This is a genomic window from Colwellia sp. 6M3, from assembly GCF_014077595.1.
In the GTDB taxonomy this organism is placed as follows: Bacteria; Pseudomonadota; Gammaproteobacteria; order Enterobacterales; family Alteromonadaceae; genus Cognaticolwellia.
Genome location: NZ_JACGWF010000025.1, coordinates 18,042 through 31,924, shown reverse-complemented (window position 1 = coordinate 31,924; position 13,883 = coordinate 18,042). Strand labels below are relative to the sequence as shown.

At 38.6% G+C, this 13,883-nt stretch carries 12 protein-coding genes; 2 read left to right on the top strand and 10 right to left on the bottom strand.

Translation table 11 applies throughout. The annotated features are described in order from the left end of the window. Nucleotides 1-65 precede the first annotated feature (65 nt). On the bottom strand, nt 66-572 hold the full coding sequence (gene rppH, locus H4J50_RS07675) for an RNA pyrophosphohydrolase (protein WP_182255500.1): 507 nt from the start codon (nt 570-572) through the stop codon (nt 66-68). A 177-nt stretch (nt 573-749) separates the two neighbouring features. Here rppH and mutH point away from each other — a divergent pair, with 177 nt between their 5' ends. Both mutH and H4J50_RS07665 read left to right on the top strand, forming a co-directional pair. Continuing rightward, the gene (mutH, locus tag H4J50_RS07670) at nt 750-1,466 is read left to right on the top strand and encodes a DNA mismatch repair endonuclease MutH (RefSeq protein ID WP_108456995.1); all 717 of its coding nucleotides are present in this window, start codon (nt 750-752) and stop codon (nt 1,464-1,466) included. Nucleotides 1,467-1,581: 115 nt separating this feature from the next. After that, nucleotides 1,582-3,018 (top strand): sensor domain-containing diguanylate cyclase, encoded by a 1,437-nt coding sequence (locus tag H4J50_RS07665; RefSeq protein ID WP_182255489.1) that lies wholly within the window; start codon nt 1,582-1,584, stop codon nt 3,016-3,018. Between the two features lie 19 nt (nt 3,019-3,037). Here the strand turns inward: H4J50_RS07665 and H4J50_RS07660 are convergent, their stop codons facing one another. The 9 genes from H4J50_RS07660 to H4J50_RS07620 form a co-directional block, all read right to left on the bottom strand. Then, nucleotides 3,038-3,925: a D-hexose-6-phosphate mutarotase gene (locus H4J50_RS07660; protein ID WP_182255488.1), complete on the bottom strand. Its 888-nt coding sequence runs from the start codon at nt 3,923-3,925 to the stop codon at nt 3,038-3,040. Nucleotides 3,926-4,083: 158 nt separating this feature from the next. After that, nucleotides 4,084-4,308, bottom strand: coding sequence for a histidine kinase (locus H4J50_RS07655; protein WP_108456998.1), 225 nt, complete (start codon nt 4,306-4,308; stop codon nt 4,084-4,086). A gap of 11 nt (nt 4,309-4,319) precedes the next feature. Further along, entirely contained in the window at nt 4,320-5,327 is a 1,008-nt protein-coding gene (locus tag H4J50_RS07650) for a diguanylate cyclase (RefSeq protein ID WP_182255487.1), read from the bottom strand. Between the two features lie 473 nt (nt 5,328-5,800). Beyond that, the gene (gene acnA, locus H4J50_RS07645; RefSeq protein ID WP_182255486.1) at nt 5,801-8,512 is read right to left on the bottom strand and encodes an aconitate hydratase AcnA; all 2,712 of its coding nucleotides are present in this window, start codon (nt 8,510-8,512) and stop codon (nt 5,801-5,803) included. A gap of 172 nt (nt 8,513-8,684) precedes the next feature. After that, nucleotides 8,685-9,344: a TVP38/TMEM64 family protein gene (locus H4J50_RS07640; protein ID WP_182255485.1), complete on the bottom strand. Its 660-nt coding sequence runs from the start codon at nt 9,342-9,344 to the stop codon at nt 8,685-8,687. Further along, nucleotides 9,341-10,093: a gamma-glutamyl-gamma-aminobutyrate hydrolase family protein gene (locus H4J50_RS07635; protein WP_182255484.1), complete on the bottom strand. Its 753-nt coding sequence runs from the start codon at nt 10,091-10,093 to the stop codon at nt 9,341-9,343. The genes H4J50_RS07640 and H4J50_RS07635 overlap by 4 nt, the downstream gene beginning before the upstream one ends. Nucleotides 10,094-10,625: 532 nt before the next feature. Then, nucleotides 10,626-11,885, bottom strand: a complete 1,260-nt coding sequence (locus tag H4J50_RS07630; RefSeq protein ID WP_182255483.1) for an amidohydrolase family protein — start codon at nt 11,883-11,885, stop codon at nt 10,626-10,628. A 10-nt stretch (nt 11,886-11,895) separates the two neighbouring features. Next, the gene (locus tag H4J50_RS07625; RefSeq protein WP_108457003.1) at nt 11,896-13,278 is read right to left on the bottom strand and encodes an amidohydrolase; all 1,383 of its coding nucleotides are present in this window, start codon (nt 13,276-13,278) and stop codon (nt 11,896-11,898) included. 247 nt (nt 13,279-13,525) lie between these two features. Further along, on the bottom strand, nt 13,526-13,831 hold the full coding sequence (locus H4J50_RS07620; RefSeq protein WP_182255481.1) for a DUF1289 domain-containing protein: 306 nt from the start codon (nt 13,829-13,831) through the stop codon (nt 13,526-13,528). Between the last annotated feature and the right edge of the window lie 52 nt (nt 13,832-13,883).

Genomic DNA, 13,883 nt, shown 5'->3' with positions numbered 1-13,883 from the left:
TTAAACTAAATAGCTCACCGAAGTGAGCTATTTTATAATGCATAATAATAATCTTAGGTAAACAACTAAGCACGACGTCGTCGACGCTCTTGGCGATAGCTGGGCATTGCCGCTAAAGCGAACTCTTTCATTACCTTGCGATAAACCTCGCGTTTAAATGACACAACTTGTCTAACCGGATACCAGTATGAAACCCAACGCCAGTCGTCAAATTCAGGATGACTTGAATGGAGTAAATCAACCGCTGATTCTGGTGCCGTTAATTGCAGTAAAAACCATTTCTGTTTTTGCCCAATACATACCGGTAAACTTTCGTGTCTAATTAATCTTTTAGGTAATTTATATCTTAACCAATGCTTAGTGGTCGCTACAATCTTGACATGTTCTGGTTTTAAACCAACTTCTTCGTCTAATTCCCGGTACATGGTTTGTTCTGCAGACTCACCCTCGTCAACTCCACCTTGTGGATATTGCCAAGAATGTTGACCAAAACGCCTCGCCCAAAATACTTGCCCCCTGTCATTGATTATTACTATGCCGACGTTGGCTCGATAGCCTTCGGCATCTATCACAGGAACTCCTGACAGCATTAAATAATGCTTTGATTCTTCCATACTCTGCACTTTTGGGCAAACTTTTATTATCAAAAATCATCACAATATGTCGGTATTTACTGTTGTCAGCGCTTAAATATTCAGTATTTTAAAAGTAACAAATATGAATTACCTTGCTCATAGACTTAGAATTGAATGATAATAAGCACAATAAAAACTAATGTAGAGCCAACATTGATTAGCGGACAAAGCCCTAAAAACGAAGCAGAGTTGCTCACACGTGCACAAGACCTAGCTGGTATGACGCTAGGAGAAATTGCTGCAAAGATTAGTGTTGAAGTACCCAAAGATTTAAAACGTGAAAAAGGCTGGATAGGCTTATTGCTGGAGCAAGTTTTAGGTGCCAGTGCCGGATCTCGACCAGAACCAGACTTTCCTCATTTAGGCATTGAACTAAAGTCATTGCCAATAAATTATCAAGGAAAACCATTAGAAACGACCTTTGTTTGTGTTGCACCACTTACCGGCTTAGTTGGTGCGCAATGGCAAACAAGTCATATTCGCAATAAACTCGCGCGTGTATTATGGATCCCAGTAATTTCAGAGCGTAGTATCGCGGTTGCAGAGCGTATTGTAGGCACAGCTTTTATTTGGTCACCTTCGCAAGAAGAAGAACACCTGTTGGCATTAGATTGGCAAGAATTAACCGACATGATTGTTTTAGGCAATGTGGAAAATATTCATGGTAGACATGGGCAAGTATTACAACTGCGACCAAAAGCCGCGAATAGCCATGCAAAAACTCAAGCTTTTAATCGCCATGGACAACCATTTATGACCTTACCGCGAGGTTTTTATTTAAAAACGGCTTTTACGCAAGCACTATTAAATAAGTATTTGCGAATAAATTAATAAATATCTACGACTAACATTGTGGATATTTAAATATAATAATAAAACATAGTAAAAACTTACTAACCACGTTATAAGTTATAACAATATCAATTTTAGGGAATCTTATCTCGCAATGAAGCTCGGTAATAAATTTGATCGATACATAGCCGTTATTTTTTTCGTTACAATCGTTACGGTAATTTTAACCTCTTACTTTACCCTAAAAGATGTAATTAATAGTCATAACAAACAAGTGCAAAGTGCGGTCACACCATTGTTCTCTCTAGTCACAAGTGAAATATTACGACCACTAAATGTGGCAAATTTCATGGCGAAAAATCAGTTTATTATTGATTATGCAGAGCAAGCAGAAATAGAAAAAGGATATTTAGTTTCTTATTTAGAAAAAATCGCTAAGTCATACAATATGGTTGCTTTTATTGCCTTAGAAAAACATGATGTAATGTTAAACTCCACAGGTAAAGAAACTTCATTAGATGGCGAAAATGTCGAATGGTTTCATCGCCTTAAAAATTTACCTGGTGAGCAGTTTACTGATATAGGTAATGCTGAAGCTCCACATTTATATTTTGACAATAAAATTCACAATATGGATGGTGACTTTATCGGTTTTACCGGTGTAGCACTTGAGCTAAGCTATTTTGCCCGAAAGTTTCAAGAATATAACGACCGTTTTGGTTTTGAGTTATACTTTGTTGACAGTAATAATATTATTACTTTATCTTCCAATAAAATGATTAAATCTCAAAGTCATCACCGAACAGACCTCATCACACGTTTAAGTGATTTGCCTTGGTATCAATCACTTATCAAAAACAATGCCGCAGATAACAATTTAACTTCAGAAGTTATGTACACCACTGACGAAGGGCTGTTGATCTCTCAAATGCCGATACAAGAGCTTAATTGGCGTATGTTTATTGTTTCTCCGCCAGCCTCTGAACAAAGTGCGTATTGGAAAATATTTATTGGTCGCTTTATGTTATTTTTCATTATTGTGATTGTTTTTTATATGGCACTGCTCACTATTATCAATTATTTGAAATCGCGACTCATTAAACATGCTGAAACCGATCATCTTACGCAGTTACCTAACCGAAGCCATGTTCATTGGCGCTTTGATGAGATCGTAAAAAATAACGAAAACCTTTGTCTTGTATTAGCAGATATTGATAACTTCAAAAATATAAATGACACTTATGGACATTTGGTGGGTGATGATGTTTTACGTATTATTTCTGAACAATTATCACAAACTTTACGCAAAATTGACGTCGTTGGAAGATGGGGAGGTGAAGAGTTTGTTATGGTATTACCCGACACTTCTGCAGAGCAAGCACTTATAATTGTCGAACGTATTAGAAAAAACATTGCTGCTATTTCTTTTCCTATTTCAACGACTAGCGGCTCATTTACTACCACAATTAGTTTTGGGATCTGTGAATTACCGATAAAAAGTAAAGCCATAGAAGATTATATAAAAGGCGCTGACAAAGCCCTTTATCAAGCGAAACATAATGGCAGAAACCAAAGTGTAATATTCAATTAACACTTTGGTTATTTTAAGCTTATAAGGCGTGCAACTTAATGGTTTGGCCAATACTTACACTGCTTTGGCTAGTTATCTGCTGCCAATCGGTATTGGCAGCTTCTAAGCACACAAATTCATGCTCGCCTTGGGCATGTACATCAAGCATATCTTCAGCGCCTTTACCTGGGTTCCATAACACCCAGTCTTGACAACCTTGGCTTATAACTTCAATTTTACGTTGCCATTCATGATCAACTATAAACATATTATCATTATTGTGATAGATACGGTCAATAGGTCCCATACAATGTTTTAGCGTTGATTTTTGATCATTACACCCATTGATTTTATCATCATAAAGCACGTCGTTTAACATCGGAATATCAGTTTTCTGTGGATTACCAACGCAAAAGTAACTGTGTAATGCCCCTGTATACTCAACCGTTTGCTCAGACAAGTTTGTCATGATTAAGGTTTGTTGAAATGACTCATTGAATATCAGTGTTTGTTTCAATTCGAACGCTGCTGGCCAATATGGTGAGCAATCTTTACCAGTCAAAGACAAGGTAACTTCAACCGTTGAAGCTGATATTTCAATATCATCAACTTTCCACTCGCTTTGTCTAGCAAAGCCATGGTTACTAACCTTACTTAACTCGCCATTAGGTAACTTTACCTCACCACCAAACCAAGGCCAGCATAACGGAACACCAGCACGAATTGCCTTGCCTGTGCTGTAATGACTAGTATCACTAAGCCAAAATACAGGTTGTTGTCCTTCTGGCTGCCAACTAAGAACTTGTCCACCATACAGGCTTATAGAGCCTTGACCTTTTTGATGAAAAAACTGCAACGCTTGCAAGCCATCAGCAAGTTCATATAACTCAATACGTCCAAATTCATTTTCTAATAGTACGTTTAACATTTGACCTTGCCTTTTCAAATTTATAATTGCCATTTAATTAACGGTTATTCTAAGTAATTAAAAATTTGGATGAAAGTCTTAATATAAAATGCAGGACTAAAGAACTTCTAATGTCAGTGTATGGCAATAGATATAAAGTTTGCTCTCGGTTATAAATTTTAATCTAAAGTATCATCAGAGCTGTTATCTCCAATACTGGTTAATATTTTTTCACACCCCTTACATTGCTGTAAAATCACTGTAAATGCATTTTTAATTTGCTCCGCATCTGCGTTGTTTTCCATTAGCATTTTTCCTAGTTCAGCATGCAATACTATGCTATTTAAAGAGTTCCTAGCACTATGAAGGGATTGTTTAAATTGTGTTGGTTCTCTACTTTCCATTATTTTTCTACCTAAGTTGATTTGGCTACTTCAGTTTTGAGACTAACGTGGCTAATACAGTTCTTTCCACTAGCTTTGGCCTTATACATTTGTAAATCAGCTTGATGGATGAAATCTTCAAAGTTTATTTCCTGAGGGCTATCGTTTTCAGCTATGAAAGTGGCTAAACCTATACTAACCGTTACTATGCTTTCGGCCGAACTATGGGTGTGTTCTATATTCAACTTACGTATTCGGTTAAGTATTTCGTTTGCAATCAGCAATCCTCCTTTCGCATCGGTTTCTGGCAGAATAACAGCAAACTCTTCACCGCCGTATCTCCCTATGATGTCAGTCTCTCTTCGTCGCACTGACATCATAGTTTGAGCCACCAGTTTCAGACATTCATCGCCTTCAATGTGTCCATAGGTATCATTGTAAGATTTGAAATCATCAATATCGATCATAAGCAAGGATAGGCAGTTTCCGGAGCGGATAGTTGATGCACAATACTGCTGTAGCATAATATCAAGTTGCCTACGATTAGATGTGCCGGTTAACCCATCGATGCAGGATAATACCTCCAACTTTTTACGGTAATAAACCAACTCCATATGATTTAACACTCGTGCGCGTAAAATACTTAAATTAACGGGCTTGACCACATAATCCACAGCACCAAGCAGTAAACCTTTTTCTTCTTCGTCAGCACTTTGTGAAGCGGTGACAAATATAATCGGAATTTCTGCAGTCATCGGGTTAGACTTCAGTACACGGCAAGCTTCGTAGCCATTCATTACTGGCATGTCGAGATCTAGAAGGATCAGATCAACGTTTTTCTCCGTCGCATAGCTAATCGCATCTTTGGCATTATCTTTTAAAATAACCGTATATTGAGAACTAAATAAGGCATTTAGCGCCTCTAGATTACTCTTATAATCATCCACTATCATAAGGGTTTGCTTTTCCCAATGACTGTGGGTGAATGATGATTTTAATTTTCCTTCAATGTCGGCACTTAAAAATTCTGAATTGACCATATTTACTCTCCAAGCTAAGACTTAGCTAAATTCAACATCTTTATAGATGTTGATAGAGCAATAAAGGAGCCAGACTGCCAATAAAAACACAACCTTATGATAGATAAGGAATTAGCTGTGATTTCATAGAAAAACACAAGCGAGGTTAACCACACTATTAAGTACCTTGGTCACACTCTGTGTAAAATTTACCAATTTCAACGTGAGTTACCTTCCCAATAAATCGGTATATGGCGATATTTTTAACCTTCAATACCGCAAGTTTTACTTAAGTTATTTTAAGCTTAAGCTATTTTAAACTTAAGTAAGTTCCACCTTGAACTTGAAGTAGGTGAGTAGATAAGTAGGTTAGGTCTTTAAGGGATTCATACGACATGGCCGTTGCAAGCCAAGATAAGTTGTTTAAAAAACTAGTCTGTAGACTTTATTATGCTTAGCCTACAGACTATATACAGTCGTGGAAAACTGGAGTTCTAAAGCAGTGTTCTGATCACGTATTGAAGGATCCCGCCATGGCGGAAATATTCGAACTCATTAGGTGTATCGATACGTATATCAGCTTCAAAGCTTATATTAGTGCCGTCAGATTTTAGTACCGCTACTTGCACTTGTTTCTGGCCAGCATCAACTGCTTGAATAGAAAACTGCTCTGTACCGTCTAAATCGTAAGTACTTGCACCCTCACCTTGTTTAAACTGCAGTGGTAATATACCCATGCCGATAAGGTTAGAGCGATGGATGCGCTCATAGGTCTCAGCAATAACTGCTTTCACACCTAGTAATAACGGCCCTTTGGCGGCCCAATCTCGAGAACTACCCGTACCGTATTCTTTGCCTGCAATAACAATCGTCGGAGTATTCTCAGCAATATATTGATGCGCTGCCTCAAATACCGTCATCTGTTCACCGTTAGGTTGTTTACGTGTGAAGCCCCCTTCAGTGCCAGGAGCAAGTTGGTTTTTAAGTCGAACGTTTGCAAAAGTACCACGCATCATAACTTCATGGTTGCCTCGTCTAGAGCCATAAGAGTTAAAGTCTTTTTGTTCAACGTGATTAGCTCGAAGGTAATCTGCAGCGGGAGTATCTTTGCCAATGGAGCCTGCAGGTGAAATATGATCCGTGGTTACACTGTCGGCCAATTTCAATAAACAACGGGCATTTTCAATCGCTTTAGTTGGCTCAGGCTCCCGTGGCATATTTTCAAAGAATGTCGGTTTTTTCACATAAGTACTATCTGGCCAATCATAAATATCGGCGTCCACAGTATCCAGATTTTCCCATATATCGCCACCGTCATAAACCGAACCATATTTCTCAGAAAACATCGACTTATTGACCACACGAGTGACAATTTCTTGTATTTCTTGTTGGCTTGGCCATAAGTCTTTCAAATAAACTGGCTTGCCAGCACTGCTCATACCCAGCGGATCTTTGGTAATATCAACTTTCATATTACCTGCCAATGCATAGGCGACCACTAGCGGTGGTGACGCTAAGTAGTTTGCTTTAACATCTGAATGTATTCGCCCTTCAAAGTTGCGATTACCTGATAATACCGATGTTACGGTTAAATCACTTTGCCTAATCGCCTTAGTAATAGCTTCGGGTAACGGACCTGAATTACCAATACAGGTAGTACAACCGTAACCTACTAAGTTAAAGCCCATTTTATCCAGTTCTTTAGACAACCCTGCTTTATTGAGATATTCGGTCACTACTTGTGAGCCAGGGGCAAAACTGGTTTTAACCCAAGGTTTAACGGTAAGTCCTAATTCATTGGCTTTTTTTGCCAACAGCGCAGCAGCAACCAACACAGATGGATTCGAAGTATTAGTACAACTGGTAATCGCAGCAATTACAACCGCGCCTTCATGAAGATCATAGTCTTGTTCATTATGACGATAAGATACAGAGGTTTTGGAACCAATATTTTCTGCACCACCTTCACTTTCAAAGTTCGCTTTCTGTTTTTCGTTAGGCGCGATAGCCAACTCATTTTGCTCGGTTATCCAACGCTTAAACGCAGTCGATGCTTGGTCAAGATTTATTCTGTCTTGCGGACGTTTTGGCCCAGCGATAGCCGGAACAACAGCGTCTAAATCCATGGAGAGTGTTGCATGATACTCAGCATGTTCTTGTGCTTCACTGCCCCACATGCCCTGTGCTTTTGAATAGGCTTCAATAATCTCTATCTGTAGTTCACTTCGACCAGTTAACGCCAGATATTTTGTCGTTTGTTCATCAATAGGAAATAAGCCACAGGTTGCACCGTACTCAGGCGACATATTGGCCAGTGTTGCTCGATCAGCAACAGTTAAGTGTTTTACACCAGCACCAAAAAACTCGACAAATTTGCCTACTACACCAAATGCACGCAATTGTTCTGTAACCGCTAACACTAAGTCGGTCGCCGTTGCCCCTGGCGGTAACTTGCCTTTCAATTCCATTCCAATCACTTCAGGTATTAGCATAGTGACAGGTTGACCTAACATGGCCGCTTCGGCTTCTATACCGCCGACCCCCCAACCAAGCACACCTAAGCCATTGATCATTGTAGTGTGTGAATCTGTACCGACTAAGGTATCTGGGTAAAGTAACGGTGTGTCTTGCTGTTCATCGACAAACGTTACACGCGCTAAGTACTCCAAATTGACTTGGTGTACAATACCTTTTCCTGGCGGTACTACTTTGAAGTTATCGAATGCACTTTGTCCCCACTTTAAAAACTGATAGCGTTCTTTATTGCGCTCAACCTCAATTTCAGTATTACGCTTAAACGAATCTGCTTTACCGAATTCATCTACCATTATTGAATGGTCAATAACTAAATCTACCGGTTTAAGTGGGTTAATTTTACTTGGGTCGCCACCTAGGTCCAACATCGCGTTACGCATAGCGGCTAAATCAACAACCGCAGGCACGCCGGTAAAATCTTGCAAAATAACTCTAGAAGGCACAAATGCTATTTCGGTATCAGAAGAGGATGCTGTGTCCCATTTGGCTAGGTTTTGAATATCCTCAAGTTGCACATACTTTTCATCACTGTGGCGAAGCAAGTTTTCAAGTAATATTTTTGCCGTCAGCGGTAAGCGATTTGTATCGATTTGCAAACTTGATAGGTCAAAGTACTGATAGGATTTCCCTTGTACTGTTAGTGTCGATATATGTTTATTTGAAACTGTCACATTACTCTCCTTCTAGCCTTAATCAGGCATTTTATAAGGTAAATTATTGTCCGTTTTCATTCGTCATCACTAAAAATCAAACTACTTTTAAGATAGGAAATATGCTTTTTTTATAAAAACGATAAGGGTAAGTGCTTATAATCACCGCCTTAACATATAGCTATCCTAATGTTTATTCTGTTTGTTGTTTTTTCCTTAATAACCAAAAAACAACAAACAGAATAATAGCCGCTGCAATCGATGTTACAGCCAAACCCGATGGCTCCTTTATAAGTTCTAGCACACCTTTACCAAAAAATATTGCGCTTAAGCCTAAAGGGGCAATGCCTATTGTCGAGCCTAGCATAAATTTGAAAATATTTATCTCAAGTGAGCCTGCCAAAATGCTTGTTACGGTAAAAGGTGGAGTGGGAGCTAGGCGCAATGCGAAAATAGCCCAAGCGCCTCTATCATCCATTTTGTCTTTTAATGTCTTCGTATGCTTTTTAAGCCCTTCTCCAAAAGAGTCCCTACCTATGGCACGTCCTATTCCATAACCACTCAGACTTGCTAAAAGAAAACCAGGTATGCAAATTAGTACGCTCATCCAGATATTAAATACCAAGCTAACCGTAAACGCCATCAACGGAATTGGAATGAGGAGTGATCCTCCAATAAAGAAAACACCTAAGAAAATTAAAGCAGTCAAGGCATTCTCAGGTACATCGATAGCTAACTGGCTAATTTTATCTATTTCAAGGTAGTCGTTAAAAGGTGTAAGAAAATACAAAGCTAAAAGCCCAGTCGCAACACAAATAAATATGCCTAACTTGATAAAATTTGCCTTCTTCATTTTATCGCCTCTCGTAAAAGCCACCTAAAAATTTTTCTGTGAGCTTTCATATAAAATAAATATTCTGGATGCCACTGAACTCCTAATACTTTGTCACTATTTTTGCTTTCAACAACTTGGTTAATACCCGCTTCCTCTTTAGCTGTAACTTTAAGAGTGTCTGCTGGCTTAGCTACTGCTTGGGAATGTATTGCATTGACTTTTAAAGGGTCATCTCCGGCTATTCTAGAAATTAATGAATCGTTAGTCGTATAAAGCACAGTTTTACGCGGGAAAGGGCTGCGGATCCTAGCGCTTTCTTTTAGCAGCGGTAGAGTAGATTCATACATTGAACCACCCAACTCTGCGTTTAGTAGTTGATGGCCACGACAAATACCTAAAAGTGGTAGGTTATTGTTCAAGGCATAACGAATGAATTGTATCTCCATATCGTCACGGTCTTTGTCGTATTGGTGGGAACTAAAATGATTCATTAGCTCCATAGGATACAATAAACATTCTTTTAACTGGGTCCAGAAAGAACGTGTTACTAGAGATGAATCTTCTTTAATGAAGTGTTCAGGATGGATATCTGAACCACCACCAATAATAACGCCGTCATAATCGAGCGTTCCGTCAAAAGACTCAGGTGTTACTCTAACGGGCTCTCCTCCAGCAATTCTAATATTCAAAGCAGTAAAAAACCAAGCTACGGTGCCTGATTTATTCGGTCCAGTGATGGCGATTTTAGGCTTTGCTTCGCGGTTCAAGTGAATTCCTTAGGGTAATTTTAATAGCGCTAATTTACTTATTGCTGATACCGAAATTTAATCATAAGTGCTATTTCAAATATAAACCCTATTGCATTTAATAGTGCTTATATTAATTAAATAATCATTTTAAATATTAGATTTGCAAATATTAGACCAACGAAAAAAACAATTAAATACCTATAAAAACAGCACCTTAAAAGTTATCCATTGTTATTTAAAATTCAATAGTATGTAAACTTTACTCATTAATCGTAGTATTTACGTTCTTAGCTTCCGATTAATATCCATTGGACTAACGAGATAGTTATTTTTATCAGTAAAATACTCAGTATGAAATGTCGCTATTTATGCTTTAAATGAAATTTATGATGCAGAAAGCTTTATGTGACCAATAAAGATGGGCAGGTAATTAATTTGGTTTTAGGTGTTAGTAAGTGATAAATGAGGGAGGAACCCCGTCAGTGATTAACTGACGGGCATTAACATTATCACGAAGTTTTAAAAACGTAGATAACGCATATTTTTTACATTACTTCACGTAAGCTTTAGGCATATCGCTCGACGTTGTATAACGGTCACGCAAAGCATCTTGACGGCTTATGGTCGAATACTCTTTACCATTAATCCACATCTGACTAACCTTAGTGCTAAGTTCAAATGGGTCAGCACTCCACAACACTAAATCTGCCGTTTTACCTACAGCGATAGTGCCACTATCAAGATTAAATGCTTGAGCTACGTTAACCGTTACGGCTGCAAGTGCTGCATCAGGCGATAAACCGTTAGCGATAGCATTACCGGCATGATAACGCAGCTGATAAAGGTTATGGGTATCACCACTAATTGATAGAGCTACTTTAACGCCAGCTTTAGTTAGTTTTGCAGCATTATCAAGTGACGAATGCAAAGAATCAAAACTACCAGGTAAGTTATCTAAAGCAGTCATTACAACAGGCACGTTAGCCTGAGCAATTTTATCTGCAATCAATACGGCATCTGCAGCACCAACAAACACTAAATCAAGAGAAAATTGCTCTTTGATTTTTAACAAAGCGAGTAAATCAGTAGCGCGATCAGCGTAAGCAACTAGCGCTTTGTCACCACTAAGGAGCGCGTTGATAACTTGCGCTTCACGACTTGGTTCTTTTGCTTCTTTTTTGTCTTTATCATCATCAGTTTTCTTTTTCGCTTTTGCTAATTCCTTAACAGCATCTTCGAGTTTAAATTGTAAATTTTGCAAGCTTAGTGCTCGCGAGCCTTTACTTTTAGCGCCTAAATCAATCACGACGTTATTATGTGTTGATCGAACACTGTCAAACTCACCAGAAAGATCTGCTACAAAAGTTTGACCTTTAAACATATCGTCACCACCTTTAGGGCTGACAACATTACTGGTAATACCGCCCTTACGACTATAAGGGATAACGGAAGAACGCGAATTAAATGCTAAGCTTGCATCAAAGGTAATATCAGCTTTTTTATCGCTAGCATCACGACTTTTTGAAACAGCGCTAACTTCTACTAAGCCTAATTGGTTCATTGAGCCAATTAAACCTGGTGTTAAAATTTTCCCTTTAGCATCAATAATGGTCTCAGCATTAAGTGTTTCAGGGTTGATGGCAATAACTTTCCCATCTTCAAAGACTACGGTCGCGTTTTCTAGTACACCTTGTTCGGTTACTGTGTGCACTGTCGCATTAGTGATTGCAATACTTTGGGCAAAACTAGCCGTCGAACTTGCAAGTGCCAATACCATTAGCGATGATTTAAATAATTTAATATGTTTCATAATCTTCACCTTACCTTTGACCTAACAAGAAATCGCTTTTCGCTTGGTATTTTTCATCAAATCGATCGTACACTTTTGCACCATCTACAAACACCTGTTCAGCTTGCGCATAAACACTAAATGGGTTTTGATTCCAAATAACGACATCCGCTTTTTTACCATTTTCTAAACTACCGGTTTCTTCAGCTACACCAATCGATTTTGCTGCATTAGCGGTGATCCAAGTTATGGCAAGTTCAGGCGTTATTTCAAAGCCATTTTCGTTTGCACGATACATAACTTTGCCTGCTTCTTGGTTTAAGCGTTGGATTGTACTGGCAGAATCAGAATGCACTACCGCACATGAATTTTTCATCGCATCAACAATAGCAACGTTTTCATGAACCATGTCATAAGCTTCCATTTTAAAGCCCCACCAATCTGGCCACATAGCTGCACAGTTACCATTTTCAGCCAATGTATCTGCAATTTTGTATGCTTCAACGGCGTGATGGAAAGTACCTGAATGGTAATTAAACTCTTTACCAAGATCGATCATCATCGCCATTTCTTCAGCTTTATAGCAATGGTTATGAATTAAAATATCACCATCAAGTACACCTTTTAAGGTATCTAATTCGATATCACGCTCTGGTGCTAATGGGTTTTTACCTGCTTCAAAATCTGCATCATATTTTTCCCAAGCGCGCTTATATTCGGTTGCATCAGCCCAAGCCATGCGATAACCCGCCATATTACCCATGCGTGTTGAAGGTAAGACTTTACGGCTACCATACACACGTTTAGGGTTCTCACCACAGGCCATTTTTAAACCGTAAGGTGCATCTGGGAATTTCATGCCTTGCATGGTATGACTTGGCACATTGCGCAAAGTTACACCTCGACCACCAAATAAATTTGCTGAACCAGGTAGGATTTGTAGTGTAGTAATACCACCAGCACGAGCGGCTTCAAAACCTGGATCTTGCGGCCATATACTATGCTCAGCCCATACTTCAGAAGTATTAGGCGAACTCATTTCATTGCCGTCAGAGTGAGATTCAACAGAAGGACTAGGATAAACACCTAAGTGTGAATGTACGTCAATAATACCAGGCGTTATCCATTTACCATTAGCATCAACTTCAACCGCACCTTCAGCAACTAAGTTTTTACCAATTTGGCTAATTTTACCATCTACCATCAAAACATCAGCATTATCCAAACGTTTACCAGTACCGGTTAATACCGTGGCATTTTTTATCAGTGTAGTTTCCAGCGGTAATACTTTATAGGTACTTGGATATGGGTTTTTGTTTATAACGACTTTTTCGTCTTGCTGTTCGCTTTGCAAACAACCCGTTAAAGCAACAGCGAGTGCTGCTGTCACTAATGATGGTAGAAATTTTTGCATAAATTTATTCCTGTTTTACTCAACACAATGCAGAAAAGTGATTTTCAGGCAGATATGTAAGCGCTTATTATTCAAGTTAAGTTATTTAACGTAAACGTTAGAAGTTAACGGCATTATGTTAACAAAGTATTAATAGCTACAATATTATGAATTGTCGCTGACAACAAGTCAGACAATGAGGGGAGTTAAGCAATTGCGTTGAATGGCTAACTATATGCGATAAAAGGGTAGAGTTGAGCTATAAGCCTTACAGTTCGAAATCACCAAAGTCGATTTCATTACTATTATCAAGGCGTTTTTTACTTGGAGGGTCAAGTAACGAAGCTTGTTTATTTTCAACAATAACTTCAGCTACTTTAACTCCAGTAGGTTTAGTTTTACGCTTTTCACGTTGCTGACAACGTTTAATGACTTTTTGACGTTCATTAGAATCAAAAGCTATCCAATTTAAGCGTTCGTCTCGTGTACGAAAACATCCCGAGCATTGGCCTTTGTCATCAGACTGACAAATTCCAACACATGGGCTAGGCACATCAAAAAATTCTAATTGCATTTCATATTCATCGCGTACTATCAATTACTATTAATTGAATTAAACCATTGGG